This window comes from Aeromonas molluscorum, assembly GCF_051376105.1.
Taxonomy (GTDB): domain Bacteria; phylum Pseudomonadota; class Gammaproteobacteria; order Enterobacterales; family Aeromonadaceae; genus Aeromonas; species Aeromonas molluscorum.
This window is the reverse complement of sequence record NZ_JBPQCY010000001.1, coordinates 1,935,074-1,959,567: the sequence shown is the minus strand read 5'-3', so window position 1 is coordinate 1,959,567 and position 24,494 is coordinate 1,935,074. Positions and strand designations below refer to the sequence as shown.

Here is a 24,494-nt window from a genome sequence, read left to right as displayed (position 1 = left end):
TTATGAACAAGTGGTTTCCGGCCTTGCTGTGCCTGGTTCTGCCCCTGCTTGCGACGGCGGCACCCGCCAAACGCGCTCTGCTCGACATTGCGGACGTGCAGGGACTGCGTCCTAACCAGCTGGTGGGTTATGGCCTGGTGGTCGGCCTCTCTGGCACCGGGGATCGCAGCCAGGTCAAATTCACGGGGCAGTCGATGGCCAACATGCTCAAGCAGTTCGGTGTGCAACTGCCTGACGACATAGATCCCAAGCTCAAGAACGTGGCTGCGGTCTCGGTGCAGGCGACCTTGCCTGCGCTGGCGGGCAAAGGCCAGCTTGTGGATGTGACTGTTACTTCCATCGGCGATGCAAAGAGCCTGCGTGGCGGCTCTTTGCTGCTGACGCCACTGCGTGGCATCGACGGTGAAGTCTATGCCGTCGCTCAGGGTAATCTGGTGGTCGCAGGGGTGAAGGCTGAGGGCCAGTCGGGCTCCTCGGTCACCATCAATGTGCCGACGGCGGGCATCATTCCTAATGGGGCCATCATTGAGCGAGAGGCGGTCAACAGCTTCGCCAGCAAACCCGAGGTGACTCTCAACCTGCATCAACCAAACTTCCGTACCGCGCGTAACGTGGAGCGTGCCATCAATGCCCAGTTGGGGCCGGTGGCCAAGGCGGTGAGCGCGGGCCGCATTCGGCTGGCAGCCCCCAAGGATGAGAGCCAGCGCATCTCTTTCATGGCCTTGCTCGAAGACATCCAGATCGATCTTGGCAAGGAGAGGCCCAGGGTGGTATTCAACAGCCGGACCGGTACTGTGGTCATGGGGCAGGGAGTCAAGGTGCGCAAGGCGGCAGTAAGCCATGGTAGTCTCACTGTCACCATAGGCGAGAGCCAGACGGTGAGTCAGCCCAACGCCTTCTCCAATGGGCAGACCACCACCACGCCCAACTCCCAGATCCAGGTTGATCGGGAGCGCAACAATATGTTTGTCTGGCCTGAAGGGACCTCCCTCGAGGTGATCGTCAAGGCAGTCAACTCCCTGGGGGCAACACCGGATGATGTCATGGCCATACTGCAAGCCCTGGATGAGGCGGGTGCCCTCGAAGGCGAGCTGGTGGTCATCTGAGGATCTATCATGACTAGAATCACGTCAGAGCCTGGTTTCTATCAGGATCTCAATGAGTTGCAGAAAATAAAGAGCAACCCGGATCAGCGGGCCGCCCTCGAGGCCGCCGCTGGCCAGTTCGAGGTCGGCTTTTTGCAGACAGTGCTCAAGCACATGCGGGCCGCGACCGATGCCTTGCAAGACGAGGATGACAAGCTGATCAAAGGGGAGGGGCTCTATCGCGACATGTATGACAGTCAGCTCGCCATGAGCCTGGTGCAGCGTGGCGGCTTGGGACTCAAAGAGCAGATGATCAAGCAACTGGATCCCGCATTAAAGAATCCCGAGCCCATGGTCGCTTCACAGGAGCAGGGTCTGGCGGCTTTCCAGCAACCCCTGACCCGGATGAAGAAACCGGGGTAATGCCAAGGCATTCCCTCCTCGATCCCCATTGCCAACCTGCCAACAGAAGGAAAGCTGACGGATGTCACTGCTCAATATCGGCTTCAGTGGTCTCAACGCCGCCCAGATAGCGTTGAATGTCAGCGCCCAGAACATTGCCAATGCCAATACCACGGGTTATTCGCGCCAGGAAGCCATGATGGGCAGTCTGTCTGGCTTCGGTCGGTTGGACAACGGCATGGGGGTTGAAGTCGTAGGAGTACGCCGCATCACGGACGACTATCTGGTCGCCCAACACTGGCGCGCCGGTTCATCCCTCGGCTCTGCCTACTCCTTTCATCAGTACATCAACACGACTGAGCAGCTGCTGGGTAGCGAGTCGATGAATATCGCCAAGGGGCTGGATAGCTTCTTTGCTTCACTCAGCGCAGCCCTGGACAGTCCAGAAACCCCGGCCCAGCGCAGTCAGATTGTCAGCTCGGCTGGCGCGCTCGCCAATCGTTTCAATCAGCTGAGCGAAAGCCTGCTGACCCAGGAGAAGCAGATCGACGATCAGCTCAACGGCAGCGTCAGCCAGGTCAACAGCTACTTGAACCAAGTAGCCGAACTCAACAAGCAGATCGGCGATCAATCCTCGAAAGGGGTGAATACCTCTGTGCTGCAAGATAGCCGCGATCAGGTGATCCGCGAGCTTTCCAGCTTGATGGAAGTCAGGGTCAACCGCCAGAGTGATGGTTCCGTGGCCCTGAGTCTGCCCCAGGGACAACCTTTGGTACTGGGAGCGAGCAGTAGCAGCCTCGCCATCAAGGGGGACAAGCTCTCCCTGAGCTTTGGCCCCCAGACCTTCGAGGTACCTCAGCTCAGTGGCGGTACTTTGGCCGGGATACTCTCTTACCGTGCCGAAGTGTTGCGTCCGACCCGGGATGAGCTGGGCCAGATCGCCAGCAAGCTGGCCGATGAATTCAATAGCAAGCAGATGAACGGCATCGATCTCAATGGCGGTACCGGCAAGCCACTGTTTGTCTACGATCCGCTGGATCCTGCTGGCACTCTCAAGCTTGCCTCGGGCTTCAAGGGAGAAGATCTTGCCTTCGCCCAGACCGGAGGGGGACAGGGTGACAACCGTAACTTGCAGGAACTGCTCACCATCAAGGATGCCCAGTACGATGCCTACGGTGGCTTGCTTGGCAAGATGGCGGTGCAGAGTGGCCAGGCCAAGGCTCAGCTGGATGCCAACGCCAACCTGGAGCAGCAACTTTCCATCAAGCTGAGTAGTGTCAGCGGCGTCAATACCGATGAGGAAGGGGTCAAGGTCATGGCCTACACCAAGGCTTATCAGGCCAACGCCAAGGTGATCAGTACCTCGGATCAGCTCTTCACCTCTCTCCTGAATATGTTCTGAGGAATTCTCCATGCGTGTCAGTACCAACCAGATCCAGCTCAGCATGCTCGGCAACCTGCAGCAAGGGTTTGGTGACTATGCCCGGCTCGATCGCCAGATAGCCAGCAACAAGCGGATCTTGCAACCCTCTGATGACGCCATCGGCAGCGTGCGCCTGCAAGGGCTGCACAAGGAGCAGACGGCCATGGCTCAGTACCAGAAGAACATCTTCAATGCCAAGAGTCAGCTCTCCCAGGGGGAGCAGCAGCTCGACACCATGACCAACATGCTGATGCGGTTGCGAGACCTCACTCAGATGGCGGCCACTGGCAGCATGTCCCCCGACGACAGAGCCGCCGTTGCCAGCGAGCTGGCGGTGCTCAAGGATGGTCTGCTCGATCTCGCCAATGGGCGTAACGAGAGTGGCTCCAGCCTGTTTGCTGGCAGTCAGGTCGACAAGACCGCTATCGTCAAGGATGCTGGCGGCAACTACCTCTATCAGGGGGACGCCCTGGTGAGGGAAGTGGTGGTGGCCAAGGGGGTGACGGTAGGCATCAATCACACCGCCGATAGCCTCTTCATTCAGGGAGGAGATTTCTTCAAACAGTTGGACGATTTGGTGACGCTGCTGGAGACCTCGACCGGCGATACCAATGCCGAGGCGGGTGCCATGCTGGACCGTAGCCAGCAGCTGCAAGATGACATCAGCCAGATGGTGAGCGGCATTGGGGCCCGGATCAATCTGCTCGACCAAATTGATGAGGGTCATGCTGAGAAGACCATCTATAGCAAGGAGGTGAGCAATCAGATAGAGTCCCTCGATTATGCCGAGGCGGTGACCAAGCAGGCCCATGTGTTGATGGCGCTGCAGGTACAACAGCAGGCATTTGCCAAGGTCAATGGCCTGAGCCTGTTCAACTACATTCCCTGATACGGATAAGGACTCAAGATGCAGATCCAGCAGACCCGGCCGGGGGGCGTAGCCGAAGCCCCCGCCCAGCTCAAGTTGCGCGGTCAGACATCTGTCCAAGGGAAGAACAAAGCTCGCCAGCCGGTCGGCATCGATCGTCACCCCAATGTAGTTAGGCTGGAACGTTGGGCTCTGATTGGCACAGCCCAGCAACGCATCGCCCATGCCCAGAGCGGTGAGCAGGCCCTCGGTCAGGTATGGGGCGAGCTCAAGCGCCTGGAGCGTCAGCTCTCTCAGACCACGAGTGCAGGAGGGGAAATAGTCCAGCGGCTGAGGGCTCTCGAAGAGAAACTGACCAGTCCGGACGCCCCTTTGACAGATGCCCTCAAGCCGAGGTTACTGAATGGTTCCGGCAGCCGGGTTCACTATGGGGTCGATCATCTGGAGCTGCTGACGGCCAAACCCACCGCCGAACGGCTGGTACTGGCCTTTCCCGTCAGTAACAGTGCGGTGGAAGTGTTGATTCCGGCAGGAGCCCAGGGACAAGAGGTGATCAAGCGGCTGGATCTTGCTCTGAACAAGGAGCAGATCCAGGCCCGGATGAGCGAACAGGGCAAGCTGGAGCTGAGTCTTCCGGAGGCGCAGAAGCGCAAACTGGATGAGCCGGTCCTCATCAGTGGAGAAGGGATCCGGATCCCGGCCGGTAACCCGGTGCCGGTCAAGTTCAAGCAGCATCCTGGACAATTGAGCCAGCTTGGTGAAGGGTTGGGGCGCGGCGAGATCAAGCAGGAGCAGCGCCGACTGCACAAGCTGCTCGGCGAGATAGAGCAGTCGGTGCGCGAGCTCAAGCTATTTCGCCAGAAGATGGTACAGCAGCTGGACAAGGTGAAATCCCGCAGTCAGAGCCTTAAGCTCGAGGAGCTGGAGCAGTTGCAAGAGAGGTTGAGTAGCCAACTCAAGGATGGCGGCTTTGCCGGCACCATGGCGGGGTTGTTGGCCCAGGCCAATGTCTCCCGCCAGAACGTGGTGGCCCTGTTGGCCTGATTGCTTCGATTGTCTGGTGCCACCCACAACACCCCGCGCCCCGGGGTGTTGTTGTTTCTGGCATCCCCGCTCCCGGATTATCCCGTCTTGAGCAGGGCGTAGAGGGTAAGATCGCTGGCTAAACCTGACTCTTCCAACCCCTGCTCCAGGGTGCTCAGGAAGCTGGCGTTGTGCTGGCGAACCGTGTGATAGCTGTAGAAGAGATCCGTCACATCCCCCTCGGTCAAGGGCGCATCCCCCATGGCCAGCAGGCACAGATAGCTGCGCAGCAGGAAGTAGTCCGCGATCAGCAGGCGATAGGCCAGCTGCGGGCTCTGCTCCTTGGCGGGGAACTGGTTGTGATAGACGTAATAGAGCAGGTGATTCTGCTGGATATGGGGGCGCTCTGCCAGGAAGGGGGCAACGCGTTCATGCCAGCACTGATGCAGGCTGGCGAGCTTGTGCTCATCATATTCGCCCTCCAGTACCCTATTGATGGTCTCCAGGCAACGGGTCATGGTCGCACGTCCACGGCGCTGCTGGTGCTGGTTGTTGAGCATCAACAGATGGGTGAGGGTGCGCAGCGCCCACCACTGGATCTTGCCGATGAATGGGAGCTGGGCGAAGGCCGTGGCGAGCTGGCCCTGCTCTATCATGGGCACCATCTGCGCGAGGAAGGTCTGGTTCGATACCTGGCTCTCATCCCTGTGGATCAGCATGCCGATGAGCCAGAGCCGCTCCTCCACCGTCATGGCGTCCGCCAGCAACACATCGATGCTCAGCATGTGCAGTGAGGCCAGGGCAGGGGGGGCGGCCCTGGGCTTGCCCTTGCCGGTGAAGGGGGTCGCCTCCATCGCCATGGCCTGGGGATCGAGCAGCACCCGGCGGCTCACCTCCGGGCAGGAGAGCACCAGGCTGCGCCTGTGTTGCTCGCCAAACTGGCTTTGCAGCCTGGGGTAGCTCTTGCAGGTCTGGCTGAGGGCCTCGGGGCCCGCCTGCTTGTGGACATTGCACAGCCCGATGCCGTCGAGAAAAGGGCAGGCCCCCGCCTCATCCATACGGATGGTGCCCCAATGAGCATCCGACTTTTTCACCTTCTGGATATGCTGTTTGGCCGTGCTCTGGATGAGTTGATCGGGGTGGCTGACGTAGTGGCGATAGGTCTGCTTGTCGATGGAAATGGTCCAGCCATGGCAGCAGTTGTCCTCGCATCGATCGCCGATACATTGAAATTGCTGGTAGTACCTGGGGGTAAGCAGGGTGTGGGCCATCTTTTCTCCTTGGGCGGCGTGGACCTCATGGTCGAGCGGGTGGCTGCCCGCGTCGATCTCTTTAGTTGAGTCACTGCAAGAAGGGTGCCCGAAGTGACGAGGGGGCGCCGGCAGGGGCGACGGAAAATTTTAAAAAAGAGCGATCGCCATTTCATTTTCACGGTCGGGCGGTCGCTTTTGAGTGGAGTCAACCAATCAGCTGCCCGGCAGCATCTTACTCAAGGAAACGACCATGGGTCTGTCCATTCACACCAACTTCGCCTCTCTGACCACGCAGAGCCAGCTCAATTCCACCAACAAGATGCTGGGTACCGCCATGCAACGCCTGGGTACCGGTCTGCGCATCAACTCCGCCGCCGACGATGCCGCCGGTCTGCAGATGGCGACCCGTCTGCAAGCCCAGTCCAACGGCCAGAAGGTCGGCATGCGCAATGCCCAGGATGCCGTCTCCATGATGCAGACCGGTGAAGGCGCCATGGACGAGATGACCAATATCGTCCAGCGCATGAAGGACCTGGCGACTCAAGGCGCCAACGGCACCACCAGTACCGAAGACTACAAAGCCCTGGACGCTGAGTTTAAGGAACTGAGCAAAGAGCTGACCAACATTGTTGATAACACCACCTTTGGTGGTCAGAAGTTGCTGAAGGGCGGTGCGTTTGAGGTCGCTGGCGGCGTTACCTTCCAAATCGGTGCATCCAGCACTGAAAAGCTGACAGTGGATGTGGAAACCGCCATGAAGGAGCTGACCGGCACTACAGCAACTAAGGGTATTGCGGACGCTGATATTGTCGCTGGTATAGGTGATCAAACCAAAGCTAGTGACGCGATTACCGCTACAACCAACCTGCTTGATCAAATTGGTTCTGTCCGTTCCTCCTTCGGTGCCAACATCAACCGCTTGGAGCACACGGTCAACAACCTATCCAACATGAAAGAGAACACCGACATGGCGAACGGTCGCATCATGGATGCCGACTTCGCCCAGGAGACCACCAACATGACCAAGAACCAGATGCTGATGCAGGCTGGCATGTCCGTGCTCTCCAACTCCAACCAGATGACCGGCATGGTCACTTCCCTGCTGCGTTGATACCTGTGGCACTCATCCCCCCGGGATGGGTGTCTTTTCTTTCTCATACTTCCTGCCCGTCTTTCTTCCGCGTCTTTTTCATCATAATTTTTGTTCGTCATTCAAGTCCTGGCCGCCCCCGGTCGCTTCTCATCCGTATCGGGTTACCCGCTGCGTTGCAGCTTTTCGAGGAGTAAATCATGGGTTTGTCTATTCATACCAACTTCGCCTCTCTGACCACTCAGAGCCAGCTCAATTCCACCAACAAGATGCTGGGCACCGCCATGCAGCGTCTGGGCACCGGTCTGCGCATCAACTCCGCCGCCGATGACGCCGCCGGTCTGCAGATGGCTACCCGTCTGCAAGCCCAGTCCAATGGCCAGAAGGTTGGCATGCGCAACGCCCAGGATGCCGTCTCCATGATGCAAACTGGCGAAGGTGCCCTGGACGAGATGACCAATATCGTCCAGCGCATGAAGGACCTGTCTACCCAGGCTGCCAACGGCACCACCAGCACCGAAGATTACACCGCCCTGAACGCCGAGTTTGGTGAGTTGGCCAAGGAGCTGGGCAACATCACCGACAACACCACCTTCGGTGGTCAGTCCCTGCTGAAGAAGGGCGCAGGCAACTTCGAGCAGGGCGCCGTCAAGTTTCAGATTGGTGGCACCGCCGCCGAGACCCTGAGCGTCAACATCTCCGCCGACCTGAAAAAGGTGACGGGGACCACAGCGAACTCCGGTCTGGATGGTGTGGCCCTGAAAGCGGGTATCGGCGATCAGGCCAAGGCCTCCGCCGCCATCACCGAGATGGAGACCTTCCTGAAAGACATCGGCAGCGCCCGTTCCGCTTTCGGTGCCAACATCAACCGTCTGGAGCACACGGTCAACAACCTCTCCAACATGAAGGAGAACACCGACATGGCGAACGGCCGCATCATGGATGCCGACTTCGCCCAGGAGACCACCAACATGACCAAGAACCAGATGCTGATGCAAGCTGGCATGTCCGTGCTCTCCAACTCCAACCAGATGACCGGCATGGTCACTTCCCTGCTGCGTTGATACCTGTGGCACTCAATCCACCCAGGATGAGTGCCTTTTTCCTCTTCCCCCCTCTTGCCCGTTTCCGCTTTTCCCGCATTTTTCAGTAATTCATTCAAGTCTTGCAGCGCACCTGTCGCTTCTCTTCTTCGTACGGTTATCCGCTGCGGTCGCAGCCTTCTTCGAGGAATAGATCATGGGTTTGTCCATTCACACCAACTTCGCCTCTCTGACCACTCAGAGCCAGCTCAATACCACCAACAAGATGCTGGGCACCGCCATGCAGCGCCTGGGCACCGGTCTGCGCATCAACTCCGCTGCCGATGACGCCGCCGGTCTGCAGATGGCCACCCGTCTGCAAGCCCAGTCCAACGGTCAGAAGGTCGGTATGCGTAACGCCCAGGATGCGGTCTCCATGATGCAGACCGCCGAAGGGGCCATGGACGAGATGACCAATATCGTCCAGCGCATGAAGGACCTGGCCACCCAGGGTGCGAACGGCACTGCGAGCGCGGAAGACCGCCTGGCCATGGGGACCGAGATGAAGGAGCTCACCGCCGAGCTGAAGAACATCAGCGACAACACCCGTTTCGGTGGTGAGGCGCTGATCGGTGCTGGTGGCAAGTTTGAAGCCGGAACAGTGACCTTCCAGATCGGTGGCACCGCCGCCGAGAAGCTGGACGTGAAGGCCGATACTAACGTCAAGGCAGTCAACACCGCCATCACCACGGCGACCACCGACTTGGCTGTTGCCGACGTGGCTGCGACTGCCTTGGCGTCCACTGACTTCAATGCGCAAATCACCAAGATGGAAGACGCCCTGGATGTGATCGGTACCGCACGTTCCCAATTCGGTGCCAACATCAATCGTCTGGAGCACACGGTCAACAACCTTTCCAACATGAAAGAGAACACCGACATGGCGAATGGCCGCATCATGGATGCCGACTTCGCTCAGGAGACCACCAACATGACCAAGAACCAGATGCTGATGCAGGCTGGCATGTCCGTGCTCTCCAACTCCAACCAGATGACCGGCATGGTAACTTCCCTGCTGCGTTAATGGTGTGAACAGGCTGCCCTATCCGGGTGGCCTGTTTTTATTGTCTGTCCATCGGAAAGCAGACGGCTGTGCTTTCCAATCGACATGCCGAATGAACCTAGTCTCAAGGGTGTAGCAAGATGCAGATAGATCCCTCCTCCATGGCCTCCCAGCTGATCGCCGCCGAACGTCAGAACATGGATGCCCTGCTCAATCGCCAGATGGCGAGCGTCAAGGCGCAGCAGACGGCGCTGAGCACGCTCAATACCAAGCTCTCCACCTTCCAGACCATGCTCAAGGACTTGAACAAGGCCTCCACCCTGCAAGCCCAGAAGGCCACCCTGTCCCAGGAGGGCTTCATGACGGTGACCAGCAACGGCAAGGCGAGCTCGGGGCAATACAGCTTCTTCGTCGAACAGCTGGCCCAGGCCCATCAGCTGGGGGTGCAGCTCGACAGCGACACGGATCCCCTGCCGGCGAGCGGCACCCTCTCCCTGGCGGTGAAGGGCAAGACTCTGAACGTGGATCTGGCGGCCCTGCCGGCGGGGGCGACCGTCAAGGATCTGGTCTCCCACATCAACAACGCCACGGACAACCCCGGGGTCAAGGCGACCCTGGTGCGCACCGATGGCAAGGTCAACCTGGTGCTGACCGGCAAGGAGACAGGGGAAGAGAACGCCATCAGCCTGAGCTACAGCGGCGATCCGGCCAGTGCCTTCGCCACCGCCCTGGCGGCCCGCACCGACATCACCAGGGCGCAGGATGCCAAGTTGCGGATGGGGGGGGACAGCCCGCTCACCATCACCTCGGCCAGCAACAAGCTGGAGAATGTGGTCGATGGCCTCACGCTGGAGCTGACCAAGGTCCAGGCGGCCGGGGATCCTCCCATGCAGGTCACCATAGGGCAGGATACCGAGGCCGTGACCGGCTCCCTCAAGCAGTTTGTCGACAGCTACAACGAGCTGGTGGGGGAGCTGGCCAAGATGACCGCCAGCGATCCCAAGTCACCGGGCGCCCTGGCCTCGGACAGTGGGGTGCGCGGTCTCAAGAGCCTGCTGGCCGCCAAGGTGCGGGATCTGCCCAATGGCCTGACCCTGCACAATCTGGGGATCAAGACCGACAAGGAAGGCAAGCTCTCCTTCAACGAGACCGACTTCAACAAGGCGCTGGAGAAGGATCCCGAGCTGCTTGGCAAGGCGCTGATGGGGGATGATGGCCTGCTCAAGCGGATGAGCAACGCCATGGATCCCTATACCAGGCGGGACGGGGTGCTCAAGGGGCGCAAGACGGGTCTGGAGAACAACCAGCGCCGGCTGGACGAGCGGATGGAGGCGCTGGATCGTCGCATGGAATCCGCGTATAAGCGCTACCTCAATCAATTCACCACCATGAATCAGATGATGCAGACCATGGGTTCCCTGTGAGTCGATGTTCGCGTTTTACCCTGAATAAGCGAGTCTTCCATGTTTGAACACCAAGATGGCTATGATGCCTACCAATTTGCCGCGACGCAGGCCAAGGCCGCCAGTGCCGACCCCCATCAGCTGGTGCTGATGCTGATGGATGGCCTGCTCGACGAGATGGCGCGGGCCGAGGGCCATATCCAGGTCAAGCAGTACGAGCGCAAGGGGCAGGCCATCAACAAGTGCCTGCAGATCCTCGGCGGCCTCGACAGCGCCCTCGACATGGAGAAGGGGGGAGAACTCGCCACCAACTTGCACCGTCTCTATGACTACTGCGGTCAGCGCCTGTTCGAGATCAGCGTCAGCAATGACCTGGCGGGCTTTGCCGAGGTGCGCCGCATCCTGCTCGAGCTCAAGGATGGCTGGGAAGCCATGGCGGTCAACAAGGGGTGAAGCGGGCGGAAGCTGCGCTTCCCAGATACCCGCTGGCCATGACCCAATACATTGATAATTCATCATTATTTTATGGCCCACTCCTTGCTAGTGGCTATGCAGTACCACTCTTGAGGCCCTTGCCATGCCCGTCAGCAAGCCATCCATATCCAGTGCCGAGTACGAGACCCGCCAGCGCCAGTTGCTGGGGCTGGGTCGACAGTTGCAGCAGCAGGCCCAGGCGGGTCAATGGGATGCGGTGCGCCTGACCGACCAGAGGTTGGCGCAGTTTTGCAGCACCCTGGCGGCCAACGCCCCTCTCTGGCATACCCTGCTCCCGGCCCGTCAACAGGTGAGGGAGTGGCACCGCCAGGCCCTCGAGCAGTGCCGGGCCGAGCTGGCGGTGCGCGAGCAGAGCTGGCAGCAGCTCAGCCAGGGACGGGAAGGCCTGCAGGCCTACGATGAGGCGCAATCATGGGCGTGATCCGCAACCTGAGCCCGGCGGCCCTGGCCGCGGGCGCCGAGCAGGGCGCCATCCATCGCCGCCAATCGGCGGACGCCACACAAGGCTATCAGTCCCTCGATCCCTCCCTCGACCCGGCCGATCTCGCGGCGCTGGCCCAGCCCTTGCCAGTGCAAGAGGGGCAGGAGGAGTCCCCCCAGCAGGAGGAGACGACCGATGAGGAGGCGCTGGCCGCCGCCATGGCCGCCTTGCTGGCGCAAGACGGGGCCAGGGTCGGGAGCGACCCCGTGGCCACCGGCTTCTCGCGCCGCGCGGCCGATATCTCTTATTTCGCTCCTGCGCCGGGTCTGACCCAGGCCAGGGCGCCCCTGACAGGGGAGGCGACGCCGTCCATGTCACCCCCTCTCACCCTCGAGACCCTGCAGGCCAGGCTCAAGCTGGGTCAGACGGTGGCCGCACCTGTTGCCGCAGACGGAGGCCATATCAGCCCACAGACGCCAGGGGCCTCCGGAGCTGGCGACAGCGCGAGCCATCGCCCCGCGCCTGCTCTTCCCCCGGCCCTGCTCGCCGCCCTGGGCGCCGAACCGGGCAGGGGGGAGGGCGCCGAGGTCAAAGGGACGCAAACGCCGACCCTCGTCACCGGCACGCCGGCCCGACAGCCCGACTACCAATGGGCCCCCGCCAGACTGGCGGATAACCCGGCCCAGTGGGGGCAGCAGCTGGTGGAGGTGCTGCGTGACAAGGTCGAGCTGCAGGTGAATCAGGGCATCAAGCAGGCGCACATTCGCCTCGATCCCCCTGAGCTGGGGCGCCTCGAATTGACGGTCAGGGTCGAGGGGGATCGGCTCAGTGTGCAGCTCAACGTGACCAACCCTGCGGTGCGTGAGGCCATGATCCAGTCGATGGAGCGGCTGCGGATGAGCCTGGCCCTCGCACCATGCCGGCGGCGTCGAAAGCGAACGTCGGCCAGGGGGGTGAGCAGGAGCGGGGCGATCGCTGGCAGCAGGAGAAGATCCTGGCGGGCCGAAGACAGTGGCAGGAAGAACAGGAGACATTGGGCGGTGCTGGCCAGGATTGGTCAATACCCTGGTGTGACATTTTTACAATCTGGCAATAGCGAGAGTGATTTCAAATTATGCGGCGTGTCATGAAGTGGATGATGTTGATGGTGATGGCACTGTGCCTGCTGGCGGCGCTGGCCTATGGCGCCTATCTCAAGCGAGACACGGTTGCCGTCTGGCTGGGTCTTGGCAGAGGCCAAGCCGAGCTGAGCAAGACGCCGCTGTTCAAGCCGATGGAGCGCTTCGTCATCAGCCTGGAGGGGGTGACAGCTCGATTATCTGGTGCTGGAGCTGGCGCTGGTGACCCACAATCCCGCAGCTGCCAAGCTGGATGAGCTGACCCCCGATCCGCAATGCCATGGTGCAGTATTTGAGCCATCGCTCCCACGATGCGGTGAAGCTGGAGCTGCAAAACATCTCGCCCTGCAGACCTCTCTGCTCGGCAAGCTGGTAGCGGTACAGGGGATACGGCTACAAGCCCTATCTGGATGAAGTGCTGGTCACCAAGGTGCTGGCGCAAGTACGATATGACAGATTCCGTTTGGGATGCTCCCAAGAGTTTGACCCCCTCGCCCCCCCGTACCGGCGAGCAGGCGATTCTGACCCGTTATCTGCCGCTGGTGAAGCGGGCGGCCACTCACCTGCGTAGTCAGGTCAGCGCCTGTTTTGATCAGGAGGACATGGAGCAGGTGGGCATGATGGGATTGCCTGGAGGCGTGGCGCCGTTATGGCAGCGAGCCCGATGCCCAGTTTGAAAGTTATGCCTTCAAACGGATTCGTGGCGCCATGCTCGATGAGTTGCGCCGTCTGGACTGGCGACCCCGCCAACTGCGACAGCAGGTACACAGCCATAATCAGGCGCAGCGTGAACTGCACAATCGTTTGGGGCGCCCCCCCCGAACAAGAATTGCTACAGCGCTGGGCTGACTGTTCGGTGGATGAGGTGCGTCAGTTGTCCTACGCCAGCCAGGCTGAAGCGCTGCAGAGTCTGGAAGAGTGGCTGGAGAATGGCGGCAAAGCGCCGGCCACCGAGTCTGATGATGTCGATATGGCGATGACCATCAGCAAGGTGTTGGCCACTCTGGATAAACGCGAGCAGTTATTGCTTTCCCTCTATTACCAGCAAGAGCTCAATATGAAAGAGATCGCGCTGGTGCTGGGATTAACCGAATCCGGGTTTGTCAGTTGCACAAGCAATGTGTACTTCAGCTAAAGCAGCGATTGGTCGACTCCATATAGTAGTGCTTCACCTTTACTGGTGACCCTTCTTGTATCGTGCGGGAACATTCATGCAAAAACAGATTGGCATCGGCGTCATATTAGTGTGCGTGCTGGGTGGCTTCATGATGGCCGGGGGAAACCTCGCAGCCTTGTGGCAGCCAGCCGAGCTCATCATCATCATCGGCGCAGCGGTAGGTTCCATGTTTCTGGGCAACTCGAAAGAGGTGATGCATGAGATGTGGCGTCAGGTGAAGCAGTGCTTCAAAGCGAACAACAAGAATGAGAAAGAGGTCTATCGTGAGCTGCTGACTCTGATGCATCAACTGCTTGAAGAGACACGCAACAAGGGGATGAAGGCGCTCGACGAGCATATTGAAAATCCGCAGCAGAGCTCCGTCTTCCTGATGTATCCCCAGATTTCGGAAGATCCCAACTGCTCGGTTTCATCATCGATAACCTGCGTCTGCTCGGAATGGGCAGATCACCCCCCATGAGCTCGACACCATACTGGAGCAGGAGATCATGGCCATCGAAGAGGACATGCTCAAGCCGTCCCATGCCCTGCACAAAACGGGGGAGGCCTGCCCCGGTTTCGGGATCCTCGCTGCCGTGATGGGGATCATCATCACCATGCAGCAGCTCGACGGCCCCCTCAGCAACATCGGTGTCCATGTGGCGGCTGCTCTGGTGGGCACCTTTATCGGCATCTTCCTCTGCTACTGCCTGCTGGAGCCCATCAGCAATGCCATGGAGGAGATGGTCAAGCGCCGCATCGGCCTGTTGATGTGCATCAAGTCGATCCTGATTGCCCAGTTGCGGGGCAAGACACCGCTGCTCTCGGTCGATTCTGGCCGCAAGATGCTGGAGCCCGATGTGAAACCCAGCTTCCTTGAACTGGAAGACTGGGTGACCAACAGGGCGATGTAATGCGCAATCACGAGCAGATTATCGTCAAGCGCCAGCAGCGTCGTAACAGCGGTCCCAAAGGGTGGCGGGCATGGAAGGTCGCCTTTGCCGACTTCACCTTGGCCATGATGGCTTTCTTCATGGTGCTGTGGATCCTGGCTGTGTCCAATCAGGAGGAGCGCGAGGCGGTGGCCAGCCGTCTGCGGGATTACAGCATCATGGACAGTGAGGCAAACCCCTTCGATATTCGCAACAGCCCCTATCCCGTCGATCTCGGCGGCAATCCCTCGGTAATGGAAGAGTTGAGTCCGCAGTTCGATCAGCAGGGTCAGCTGATGCCCAGACACATGGAGCGCAATCGAGCATTTTTTCTGACGGCACAGGGCGGTGGGTATGAAAAGCTGTTGATAGGCAAACTTGAGGGGGAGATCCAGACGAGCAGCTGGCCAGCTTTATCGGTTCCATGGCTGGAGCAGATGCAGGCGAAGAATAACCTGAGCTGCAACTGGTTCCCCAAGGTTTGCGGATCCTGATCCGTGATGATGCGATCGGGACGTATAGCCGCGGCAGTGCCCGCATCAGCCCTTTCTTTCGCCATATGTTGATGGCGTTGGCCCCCATATTCCAGCGTATCGAGAATCGGGTCATGATTTCTGGCCATACCGACAGCACTCCGTTTGCCGGTGACAACTACAGCAACTGGGAGCTCTCGTCAGACCGCGCCATGATGGCAAGACGGGTGTTGCTGGCCGGAGGCATGCCACCTGAACGGGTCGGGCAGGTTGTCGCGATGGCCGATACCATGCTGGAAGATACCGCAATCCACAAAGCAGCCGTAATCGGCGCATTGAACTGCTGGTCATGACAACTCAGGCAGAGAAGAATCTGGAGCAACTTTTCAGCTCCCAAACGCAAGCGGCAACCAGCAATGCCAAGGATGATTTCCCATGGACGACCCTGAGATCGAATTTCCGCTGCATACCTCGCACAATGATCCAGGCGCAAGGTACCCCGTGCTGGCATCCTGCACGATGGCACCACGCCTTTCGAGTCACAGAGCTGCGGCATTGCGGCCAGATTGCTGATTTCTGGGATGCTGTTTGACAAGAGCATTGGCCGCGCAGTGATAAAAGACATAGGGCCGGGTGGTGTCGGTTTCCTTGCTCCGGCTCGATTTGAATTACCCGAAACCGTCAGCCTCGTCATGTTGCCGCGAATTACGCTGGATTGCCGGATTACCATCGTCGCGCCATTGGCCGGCAGCTCAGTTTCTACGGGGCTCGCTGGTCATATCCGGAAGAGGTTGATTTGGCCCCAATGCAGCCATTGGCGCCACTGTTTCATGGTGCCGCAATCAGCGGCCGCTTCTGCTGAATCCCAAGAGGATCAGGCAAGCGTTCCAGACCTGATCTCGCCTCGACCCATATCAAGCCCCCTTGCAGCTTTCAGCAACAGGGGTCGTGCAGGCTGTCCAGTGAGACCGCTTTGCCATCAGTGGTCGCCCCTTTCTTCCGGTTGGCGGTGGGGGCTTTGCCCTTGCTATAGACGATAGGGCAATGGGTTATCCCTTGGCGACAGGGAGTTGCCAGGCCGGATTCCAGCGGCTGGCGTCATTCATTGATACGCCTTTTGCCTGAGCCCACGCGGGCAGTGAGCAGCCGTTCGGATGACGGAATATTTGCAAGTCATTGCCGCTGTGCCATGGCGGAAGTTGAAACTGATAGCTGTCAGCCATATCCAGCAACTGGCCAGGGCGATGAAAGCGCGCGACATAAAAGCGTGTTTCAGTCGGAAGCTCCAGTTCCCATATATACGTGTCCCCGCTTTTAAAACCGCATTGAGTACCCGCCCTTCTCCTGCGTTGTAGGCGGCCAAAGCAAGCAGCCAGTCATTGCCAAAGAAGCGATACAGCCATGCCGAGATAGGAAAGGGCAGCCTCTGTCGCCAATGGCAGTGAATAGCGGCCATCAAATTCGCTGGTGATGGGAACGGCAAATCGGGTGGCGGTATCTGGCATCAGCTGCCAGGGGCCTGCGGCGCCAGCAGAAGAGACCACATCCAATCGGTAACTGCTTTCCAGTAAAGGAACAAAGGCAAGCAAGGGCGGCAGTTTGCGTTCGTGAACCTGTTGCTCCGACCCAGCGAATAACGGGCTGTGTCTCCGCAAGACGTTGTTGGAGATAAGGGCGCTGCTTCAGCAGGAATATTATTCTGCTTATTTTTACAGCAAATAACTTGTGGAAAATCAACTCACTTAATCTGCCCTCGCCAAGTGCTGCGTCAATATGTTCCCCGCCGCAAGGATCCTTGCTTGAAAAGCACTTTACTCGTCCTTAAACTTCACAGTGGAGAAAAGTGGATCAAAGTGGTTTTTCTGGGCAGAGACCCACCATTTATTCATTGGGGATGGCTAATTTGTTGCGTGGTGCTCACGCCATCAGCCTGGATGTCAAAGGGCGACTGGCGATTCCGACCAAATACCGTGATTGGCTGCGCGACGAATGCGACGGCCAGCTGGTCTGTACCATCGATATTGCCCACCCCTGCCTGCTGCTCTACCCCCTGCACGAATGGGAGGAGATAGAGCGCAAGCTGAAGACACTCTCCAGCATGGATCCGGCACAGCGCCGTCTGCAGCGTTTATTGCTTGGCCATGCGACCGAATGTGAACTGGACGGCAATGGCCGTCTTTTGCTCTCCCAGCCACTGCGCAGTCATGCCGGGCTGGATAAAAAAATCATGCTGGTGGGTCAGCTCAACAAGTTTGAGTTGTGGGACGAATCCCGCTGGCAACATCAGATAGATACCGATATCGCGAGCCTGCCCGAGGATGACTGGGCAGGTTCGGATCGTTTACAGGATTTCTCGCTATAAATGAGCCAAGCCGCTGAACACATCACAGTGCTGTTGCACGAAGCCGTCGAAGGTCTGGCCATCCAGCCGGACGGCATCTACGTCGACGGCACCTTTGGCCGTGGCGGTCATTCCCGTCTCATCTTGGAAAAGCTCGGCCCCCATGGCCGCTTGATTGCCATCGACCGCGATCCTCAGGCCATTGCCGAAGCCGCCAAGATCCAGGACACCCGCTTCGAGATAGTCCATGGCCCCTTCTCCGGTATCACCGACTATCTCAACGAGCGCGGTCTGCTCGGCAAGGTCAACGGCTTCCTGCTGGATCTGGGAGTCTCTTCCCCCCAGCTTGACGATGCAGAGCGGGGCTTTAGTTTCATGAAAGACGGCCCCCTCGACATGCGCATGGACCCCACCTCGGGGCAGAGCGCTGCGCAGTGGCTGGCCAAGGCGGATGTCGATGACATCGCCTGGGTATTGAAGACCTTCGGTGAAGAGCGTTTCGCCAAGAAGATAGCCCGCGCCATAGTGCACGATCGCGCCACCGAACCCTATGTGCGCACCCGCCCACTGGCGGAGATGATTGCCAGGGTCAACCCGAGCAAAGAGAAGGGCAAGCACGCCGCCACCCGCAGTTTCCAGGCGATCCGCATCTATATCAACAGTGAGTTGGATGAGATAGAGACGGCCCTCGATGGTGCCTTGCAGGCGCTGGCCCCGGAAGGCCGTCTGTCGGTCATCAGTTTCCACTCGCTAGAAGATCGCCTCGTGAAGCACTTCATCCGCAAACATGAGAAGGGTCCGGAAGTTCCCCGTGGCATCCCCCTGACCGAGTCCCAACTGGCCGGTGGTCGCAAGTTGAAGTCGGTTGGCAAGGCACTCAAGCCGTCTGACCATGAAGTCAGCGAAAACAGCCGTTCACGCAGCTCTGTGCTGCGGGTTGCCCAGCGGCTGGCGGATTAAATCATGAGCGAGCCCCGCGTTCACCTCGGCAAGGAGATAGTCCAGGACCTCTGGCGTCACAAGTTGCAGATAGCGTTGGCGGTTGCCGTGCTGCTGACCTCCTTTGCGGTGATCCTGGTGACCAACATGACTCGGGTCATGACGTCGACCCAGAACGATCTCATGGCCGAGGAAGACAGGCTCAATATTGAATGGCGTCACCTGCTGCTGGAGCAGGGCACCCTGGCCGAGCACTCCCGCGTGGCGGCTCTGGCCATGGACAAGTTACAGATGGCTCGCCCATTGGTGACCACTGAGAAGGTAATTAACCAACCATGAAACGCAAGACGCCAGCCAAGGCGCAGGCCAAAGCCCCGTCACTCTATCCGTGGCGTTTTCGCACCCTGGTGTTCTTCATCGGGATCGCGTTTGTCGGGCTGATCTTGCGTCTGGCCTGGATCCAGGTGATTAACCCGGACCGGCTGCGTCAGGAGGGAGACATGCGCTCCCTGCGCACCACCTCCACCCAGGCGGTGCGCGGCATGATCACGGATCGCAACGGCGAGCAGCTAGCAGTGTCCGTGCCGGTTGAGGCAGTCTGGGCCGATCCCAAGACGGTATACGAATCCGGCTCCATCCATAACGAACGGGCCTGGCTGGCACTCTCCGCCGTGCTGAAGGTCGACATCGATGTGCTCAAGCGCCGTATCTCCAATCCCAAGAAGCGTTTTGTTTACTTGCAGCGTCAGGTGACACCAGCGGTGGCCGAGTACATCAAGGGTCTCAAGCTGGGAGGCGTCTTCCTGCGTCCCGAATCTCGCCGTTTTTATCCCACAGGAGAGATCAGCTCTCATCTGGTCGGGGTGACCAACATTGACGGTCACGGCATCGAAGGCATAGAGCGCAGTTACGACCAGTGGCTGACGGCAACCGCAGGCGAGCAGCGGGTACGCAAGGATCGCCAGGGCCGGGTCATAGAGCGGCTCGGCGTGGTCAAGGAGGGCAAGAATGCCAACAACCTGACCCTGAGCATCGATCAGCGGGTGCAGGCGCTGGCATACCGCGCCCTCAAGCGCGCCACTGACGAGAACAAGGCTACATCTGGATCTTTGGTCATGCTGGACGTCAAGACCGGCGAGGTGCTGGCCATGGTCAACACGCCCTCCTACAACCCGAACAACCGCGGTCAGTATCAGAGCTTCCGGGTGCGCAACCGGGTCGTGACCGATACCTATGAACCGGGCTCCACCATCAAGCCGCTGATCCTGCTCAGCGCCCTGCAGGCCGGAGTGACGAGCTGGAAGGATCACATCCAGGGTGGCCCACTCTACATTGGCGCCAAGCAGATCCGGGATGTCAGCATCCACAGCGCCAACAACCTGTTCGACATACTGCGTTACTCCTCCAACATCGGCATGTCGCGCATCGCCCTGCGCATGCCGGCTCAGGAGATGATCAATACCCTCAGCCTGTTCGGCCTTGGCAATGACACCGGCAGTGGCCTGATCGGGGAGAGTCTGGGGATGTTGCCCCAGCGCCGGCGCTGGTCCGATATCGAGCGTGCCACCCTGTCGTTCGGTTATGGCCTGCGGGTGACGCCGCTACAACTGGCTTCCGCTTACGCCACCCTGGCCAATCAGGGCAAACGGGTGCCCATCTCCACCATCAAGCTGGACAAGGCACCCAGGGGAGAGCAGGTCATCGATCACAACAACGCCAAGGCCATGATGCAGGCGCTGGAGTTCGTGGTCGACAATGCCATCCCCAAGGCCAAGGTGCCCGGCTACCGCATCGGCGGCAAGAGTGGTACCGCCAAGGTGGCGGTCGCCGGTGGCTATGGCAAGGACTACATGGGCTGGTTCGCCGGCTTCGCGCCGGCTAGCGATCCCCGCTTCGTGATGGTGGTGGTGATCAACGAGCCCAAGGGGAGCGCCTATTACGGCGGCGCCGTCGCGACGCCGCCCTTCGCCGAAGCCATGGGCGGCGTACTGCAGCTCTACAACATTCGTCCCGATGCGGTGCCCAATGCGCCGCCCCCTTCGCTCGCCCAGATGGAGGCCGCCGTTGTCCCTCACACTTGATGCACTTGTGCGCCCCCTTGGCATTGCAGCCCAGGCGCTCCCTCTGACCGACATGCAACTCGATAGCCGACGGGCGGGGCCCGGCTGTCTGTTCGTGGCGCTCAAGGGCCATCAGGTCGACGGCAGGCAGTTTATCGAGAATGCGGTTGCCCAGGGGGCGAGCGCCGTGCTGTTTGAGGAGGATGGGGAGTTCTCACCGCCTGCGCTGGATGTGCCGTGCATCGGTATTCGCGATCTGCCCGCCAGGCTATCGGGTCTGGCCGGGCATTTCTTCGGCGAGCCGGCGGCGGTGCTGGATTTGATCGGCATCACTGGCACCAATGGCAAGAGCACCACCGCCCTGCTGGTCGCCAACTGGCATAGTCTGTTGGCCAGCGAGCGGGGCGGCAAGGCCGCCGTCATGGGCACCATAGGCAATGGTCTGTTTGGTGAGCTGATTGAAGCTGCCAACACCACCGGCAGCGCCCTCGAGGTGCAGGCCAATCTGGCGGCCTTGCGGGATAAAGGCGCCAGTCTGGTTGCCATGGAGGTCTCCAGCCACGGTCTGATTCAGCACAGGGTCGCCGACCTGCATTTTGCCGCCACTGTTTTCACTAATCTGAGTCGGGATCACCTCGACTATCACGGCACCATGGCCGCCTATGGCGAGGCCAAGGCGCTGCTGCTCAAGCAGGTCGACGCAGCGAATGCCGTCATCAATCATGATGACCCGCTCGGGCGCGAATGGTTGAACCTGTATCCCCAGGCGGTGGCCTTTGGCACCAATGGCCCGATTGAAAATCATCCAGGGCGACAGTTGACGGCGCAGGATCCCCAATTTCATCAGCAGGGATTCAGTTCTGCCATTAACTCCAGCTGGGGGAATGGTGTATTATCCGCCCCCTTGCTCGGCCGCTTCAACGTCAGCAATGTGCTGGCCGCCATGGGGGTCATGCTGGTGCTCGGCCATGAGCTCGAGCAGCTGCTGGTGACCGCTCCCCGCTTGCAGGGAGTCACGGGGCGCATGGAGTGCTTCGGTGGTGGTCAGGTGCCGCTTGCCGTGGTCGATTATGCCCATACCCCGGATGCGCTGGAGAAGGCATTGCAGGCCCTGCGGGTGCACTGCGAGGGTCGTCTGTGGTGCATCGTCGGTTGCGGCGGTGACAGAGACAGCGGCAAGCGTCCCATGATGGCTGCCATGGCAGAGCAACATGCGGATTGCGTGATCCTGACCGATGATAATCCCCGTACCGAATCGCCGGCCCGCATCATGACTGACATGGTGGCGGGTCTTGCCGATCCTGACGCCGTGACCATAGAGCACGACAGGGTCAAGGCCATCGAAGTCGCGTTGGCGCAGGCGAGCAAAGAGGACATCATCCTGGTGGCCGGTAAGGGGCACGAGGATTATCAGATCATTGGTACCGACAAGCGGCACTACAGCGATCGGGAGACCGTCGCGGCCGCCTTGCACACTTTATTGGAGTCATTCACATGATGACCCTCAGGCTTGCCGAACTGGCGCAGGCACTCGATGCCCGGTTACTGGGTGAGGACGCAGAGATCACCGCGATCAGCACGGATACCCGTACCCTGGGTCCGGGCGCACTTTTCGTTGCCTTGCGCGGTGAGCGTTTCGACGCCCACGATTTTTGTGAGCAAGCCATGGCGGCAGGTGCCAGCGCCTTGCTGGTTGAGCGCGAGCTGCCCCTGGCCATTCCCCAGTTGATAGTGACAAACAGCCTCAAGGGGTTGGGTCTGCTCGGTCGACTGGTGCGCGAGCGCGTCAATCCCAAGGTGCTGGCCATCACCGGCAGTTGCGGCAAGACCACGGTGAAAGAGATGGCGACCGCCATACTGCGCCATGAAGGCGAGGTGCTGGCCACCGCTGGCAACTTCAACAACGAAGTGGGCGTACCGCTCACCCTGCTGCGCCTCGAGGCGCAGCACCAGTTTGCGGTGATGGAGCTGGGTGCCAACCACCCGGGGGAGATCGCCTGGACCACCTCCCTGGCCCGGCCCGATGCCGCCATCATCAACAACGTGGCGGCGGCTCATCTGGAAGGTTTTGGCTCTCTGGAAGGGGTGTTCCATGCCAAGAGCGAGATCTTCGAAGGTCTGGGCGAGGGTGGTACCGCCATCGTCAATGCCGACAACGAGTTCTGGCCCCAGTGGCGGGAACGGGGCATTCGGTGCGCCTTCTCCCTCGAAGATCAGAGCCAGCCCTTCCATGCCCGTGACATAACGCTCAACGGGCAGGGCTGCGCCGAATTCGTGCTAGTGACCCCGCAGGGAGAGTTGACCCTGACCCTGGCCATTCCCGGTCGCCACAACGTGGCCAATGCCCTGGCCGCCGCCGCTGGCTGCCTGGCACTGGGGGCGTCGCTTGCCTCGGTCAAGGCGGGGCTGGAGCAGATGGCGCCGGTCAAGGGCCGCTTCTGCGTGCGGCGCTGGGGTGACCTGACCCTGATTGATGACACTTACAACGCCAGTGTTGAGTCCGTACTGGCCGGCATCGATGCCCTGACCGCCATGGGTGGCTACAAGGTGCTGGTGTTTGGTGACATGAAAGAGTTGGGCGAGGAGTCTGCCGCGCAACATGCCCGGGTTGGACGCCACGCCCGCGAACGCGGCCTCGACGCCGTGCTGACAGTGGGTGAACAGAGCCGCCACACCGCGGATGCTGCGGGCGGCCGACATTTTGACAACAAGGCGTCCTTGTATGACGCGCTGGCACAGATGATAAACACAGAGCAAACCATCTCGATTCTGGTGAAAGGGGCGCGTGGTTCGCGCATGGAAGAGATAGTCAACATGGTCGCCGACCATCAGGAGCAAGCCTCATGCTAGTCTGGCTGGCGGAATTACTCACCCCGCACTTCACCTTCTTCAACGTCTTCTCCTACCTGACGCTGCGTGCCATCTTGTCGATCATCACCGGTCTGACTGTGGCGCTCTGGATGGGGCCGCGCCTCATCCGTCGCCTGCAAATCATGAAATTCGGCCAAGTGATCCGCAACGACGGTCCGGAATCCCATCTGAGTAAGAAGGGTACCCCGACCATGGGCGGGCTGATGATCATTGCCGCCATCTTCATCTCCGTGCTGCTCTGGTGCCGTCTCGACAATCCTTATGTCTGGCTGGTGCTATTCGTGCTGGGCGCCTATGGTGCCATCGGCTTTGCCGATGACTACCTCAAGGTGGTGCGCAAGAATACCGACGGCCTGATCGCCCGCTGGAAGTACTTCTGGCAGTCGGCGGTCGCCCTGGCGGTGGCGATCTTCCTCTATGCCACGGCGACCCATGACGGCCAGACCCAGCTGGTGGTGCCCTTCCTCAAGGATGTGATGCCCCAGCTCGGCCTGATGTTCATCGTGCTGACCTATTTCGTCATCGTCGGCACCTCCAACGCGGTCAACCTGACCGATGGTCTGGATGGTCTGGCTATCATGCCGACCGTGATGGTGGCTGGGGGCTTTGCCTTGATCGCCTGGGCGACCGGCAACGTCAACTTTGCCAGCTACCTGCACATCCCTTATGTGCCCTATGCCTCCGAGCTGGTGATTGTGTGTACCGCCATCGTAGGGGCGGGTCTGGGCTTCCTCTGGTTCAATACCTATCCGGCCCAGGTCTTCATGGGGGATGTGGGCTCACTGGCCCTGGGCGGCGCCCTGGGTACCATAGCCGTACTGGTGCGCCAGGAGTTTCTGCTGGTGATCATGGGAGGCGTCTTCGTGATGGAGACCGTCTCGGTGATCCTGCAGGTCGGTTCCTACAAGCTGCGTGGGGTACGCATCTTCCGCATGGCGCCCATTCATCACCACTACGAGAAGAAGGGCTGGCCCGAGCCGCGCGTCATAGTGCGCTTCTGGATCATCACTCTGATGCTGGTGCTGCTGGGTCTCGCCACCCTGAAGGTGCGTTAAT

General features: G+C 59.9%; 23 protein-coding genes and 3 pseudogenes. 23 read left to right on the top strand and 3 right to left on the bottom strand.

The window, feature by feature from the left end:
- The first annotated feature begins 2 nt into the window (after positions 1-2).
- The 5 genes from fgIL to ACSMDR_RS09590 all read left to right on the top strand — a co-directional run bounded on the left by fgIL (position 3) and on the right by ACSMDR_RS09590 (position 4,822).
- Entirely contained in the window at positions 3-1,106 is a 1,104-nt protein-coding gene (gene fgIL, locus ACSMDR_RS09610; protein ID WP_436468050.1) for a lateral flagellar basal body P-ring FlgIL, read from the top strand.
- Positions 1,107-1,115: 9 nt separating this feature from the next.
- Positions 1,116-1,508: a rod-binding protein gene (locus ACSMDR_RS09605; protein WP_436468049.1), complete on the top strand. Its 393-nt coding sequence runs from the start codon at positions 1,116-1,118 to the stop codon at positions 1,506-1,508.
- Positions 1,509-1,569: 61 nt separating this feature from the next.
- Complete coding sequence (gene lfgK / locus ACSMDR_RS09600) at positions 1,570-2,889, top strand: lateral flagellar hook-associated protein LfgK (RefSeq protein ID WP_436468048.1); 1,320 nt, start codon at positions 1,570-1,572, stop codon at positions 2,887-2,889.
- A gap of 10 nt (positions 2,890-2,899) precedes the next feature.
- Positions 2,900-3,799: a lateral flagellar hook-associated protein LfgL gene (lfgL, locus tag ACSMDR_RS09595; protein ID WP_436468047.1), complete on the top strand. Its 900-nt coding sequence runs from the start codon at positions 2,900-2,902 to the stop codon at positions 3,797-3,799.
- 18 nt (positions 3,800-3,817) lie between these two features.
- Positions 3,818-4,822 carry a hypothetical protein gene (locus ACSMDR_RS09590; RefSeq protein ID WP_436468046.1) on the top strand — a complete coding sequence of 335 codons (1,005 nt, stop codon included), beginning with the start codon at positions 3,818-3,820 and terminating at the stop codon, positions 4,820-4,822.
- A gap of 77 nt (positions 4,823-4,899) precedes the next feature.
- On the opposite strand, the gene fliB is transcribed toward ACSMDR_RS09590, so the two are convergent.
- A complete protein-coding gene (gene fliB, locus ACSMDR_RS09585; protein ID WP_436468045.1) occupies positions 4,900-6,072 on the bottom strand; it encodes a flagellin lysine-N-methylase in 1,173 nt (390 codons plus the stop codon).
- A 232-nt stretch (positions 6,073-6,304) separates the two neighbouring features.
- Between fliB and lafA (ACSMDR_RS09580) the strand changes: the two genes are divergently transcribed.
- The 11 genes and pseudogenes from lafA (ACSMDR_RS09580) to lafU all read left to right on the top strand — a co-directional run bounded on the left by lafA (ACSMDR_RS09580) (position 6,305) and on the right by lafU (position 15,676).
- Positions 6,305-7,165 (top strand): lateral flagellin LafA, encoded by an 861-nt coding sequence (lafA, locus tag ACSMDR_RS09580; RefSeq protein WP_436468044.1) that lies wholly within the window; start codon positions 6,305-6,307, stop codon positions 7,163-7,165.
- Between the two features lie 179 nt (positions 7,166-7,344).
- Positions 7,345-8,208, top strand: coding sequence for a lateral flagellin LafA (lafA, locus tag ACSMDR_RS09575; RefSeq protein ID WP_436468043.1), 864 nt, complete (start codon positions 7,345-7,347; stop codon positions 8,206-8,208).
- A 175-nt stretch (positions 8,209-8,383) separates the two neighbouring features.
- Complete coding sequence (gene lafA / locus ACSMDR_RS09570; RefSeq protein ID WP_436468042.1) at positions 8,384-9,250, top strand: lateral flagellin LafA; 867 nt, start codon at positions 8,384-8,386, stop codon at positions 9,248-9,250.
- A 119-nt stretch (positions 9,251-9,369) separates the two neighbouring features.
- A complete protein-coding gene (gene lafB / locus ACSMDR_RS09565; protein WP_392441317.1) occupies positions 9,370-10,653 on the top strand; it encodes a lateral flagellar capping protein LafB in 1,284 nt (427 codons plus the stop codon).
- 39 nt (positions 10,654-10,692) lie between these two features.
- On the top strand, positions 10,693-11,085 hold the full coding sequence (gene lafC / locus ACSMDR_RS09560; RefSeq protein ID WP_436468041.1) for a lateral flagellar export chaperone LafC: 393 nt from the start codon (positions 10,693-10,695) through the stop codon (positions 11,083-11,085).
- A 124-nt stretch (positions 11,086-11,209) separates the two neighbouring features.
- The gene (locus tag ACSMDR_RS09555) at positions 11,210-11,548 is read left to right on the top strand and encodes a LafX (RefSeq protein ID WP_436468040.1); all 339 of its coding nucleotides are present in this window, start codon (positions 11,210-11,212) and stop codon (positions 11,546-11,548) included.
- Positions 11,539-12,678 (top strand): flagellar hook-length control protein FliK, encoded by a 1,140-nt coding sequence (locus ACSMDR_RS09550; protein WP_436468039.1) that lies wholly within the window; start codon positions 11,539-11,541, stop codon positions 12,676-12,678. The genes ACSMDR_RS09555 and ACSMDR_RS09550 overlap by 10 nt, the downstream gene beginning before the upstream one ends.
- Entirely contained in the window at positions 12,675-12,923 is a 249-nt protein-coding gene (locus tag ACSMDR_RS09545) for a hypothetical protein (RefSeq protein WP_436468038.1), read from the top strand. The genes ACSMDR_RS09550 and ACSMDR_RS09545 overlap by 4 nt, the downstream gene beginning before the upstream one ends.
- Positions 12,924-13,115: 192 nt before the next feature.
- Positions 13,116-13,827, top strand: a pseudogene (lafS, locus tag ACSMDR_RS09540) (lateral flagellar system RNA polymerase sigma factor LafS).
- Positions 13,828-13,877: 50 nt separating this feature from the next.
- Positions 13,878-14,736, top strand: a pseudogene (lafT, locus tag ACSMDR_RS09535) (lateral flagellar motor stator protein LafT).
- A pseudogene (lafU, locus tag ACSMDR_RS09530) lies at positions 14,736-15,676 on the top strand (lateral flagellar motor protein LafU). Before lafT ends, lafU begins: the two co-directional pseudogenes overlap by 1 nt.
- 653 nt (positions 15,677-16,329) lie before the next feature.
- On the opposite strand, the gene ACSMDR_RS09525 reads toward lafU, so the two are convergent.
- Both ACSMDR_RS09525 and ACSMDR_RS09520 read right to left on the bottom strand, forming a co-directional pair.
- Positions 16,330-16,683 (bottom strand): transglycosylase SLT domain-containing protein, encoded by a 354-nt coding sequence (locus ACSMDR_RS09525; RefSeq protein ID WP_436468037.1) that lies wholly within the window; start codon positions 16,681-16,683, stop codon positions 16,330-16,332.
- Positions 16,604-16,816, bottom strand: coding sequence for a transglycosylase SLT domain-containing protein (locus ACSMDR_RS09520; RefSeq protein WP_436468036.1), 213 nt, complete (start codon positions 16,814-16,816; stop codon positions 16,604-16,606). The genes ACSMDR_RS09525 and ACSMDR_RS09520 overlap by 80 nt, the downstream gene beginning before the upstream one ends.
- Positions 16,817-17,130: 314 nt before the next feature.
- Between ACSMDR_RS09520 and mraZ the strand changes: the two genes are divergently transcribed.
- The 7 genes from mraZ to mraY are packed head-to-tail and all read left to right on the top strand — an operon-like array spanning position 17,131 to position 24,493.
- Entirely contained in the window at positions 17,131-17,589 is a 459-nt protein-coding gene (gene mraZ / locus ACSMDR_RS09515) for a division/cell wall cluster transcriptional repressor MraZ (RefSeq protein ID WP_436468238.1), read from the top strand.
- Positions 17,590-18,528 carry a 16S rRNA (cytosine(1402)-N(4))-methyltransferase RsmH gene (gene rsmH / locus ACSMDR_RS09510; protein WP_005891112.1) on the top strand — a complete coding sequence of 313 codons (939 nt, stop codon included), beginning with the start codon at positions 17,590-17,592 and terminating at the stop codon, positions 18,526-18,528.
- Positions 18,529-18,531: 3 nt separating this feature from the next.
- Positions 18,532-18,846 carry a cell division protein FtsL gene (gene ftsL / locus ACSMDR_RS09505; protein WP_005891115.1) on the top strand — a complete coding sequence of 105 codons (315 nt, stop codon included), beginning with the start codon at positions 18,532-18,534 and terminating at the stop codon, positions 18,844-18,846.
- Entirely contained in the window at positions 18,843-20,588 is a 1,746-nt protein-coding gene (locus tag ACSMDR_RS09500; RefSeq protein ID WP_005891119.1) for a peptidoglycan glycosyltransferase FtsI, read from the top strand. Before ftsL ends, ACSMDR_RS09500 begins: the two co-directional genes overlap by 4 nt.
- Positions 20,572-22,065, top strand: coding sequence for a UDP-N-acetylmuramoyl-L-alanyl-D-glutamate--2,6-diaminopimelate ligase (murE, locus tag ACSMDR_RS09495; protein ID WP_436468035.1), 1,494 nt, complete (start codon positions 20,572-20,574; stop codon positions 22,063-22,065). Before ACSMDR_RS09500 ends, murE begins: the two co-directional genes overlap by 17 nt.
- Positions 22,062-23,417 (top strand): UDP-N-acetylmuramoyl-tripeptide--D-alanyl-D-alanine ligase, encoded by a 1,356-nt coding sequence (locus tag ACSMDR_RS09490; RefSeq protein ID WP_436468034.1) that lies wholly within the window; start codon positions 22,062-22,064, stop codon positions 23,415-23,417. Before murE ends, ACSMDR_RS09490 begins: the two co-directional genes overlap by 4 nt.
- A complete protein-coding gene (gene mraY / locus ACSMDR_RS09485) occupies positions 23,411-24,493 on the top strand; it encodes a phospho-N-acetylmuramoyl-pentapeptide-transferase (protein ID WP_005891129.1) in 1,083 nt (360 codons plus the stop codon). Before ACSMDR_RS09490 ends, mraY begins: the two co-directional genes overlap by 7 nt.
- Position 24,494: the final 1 nt, after the last annotated feature.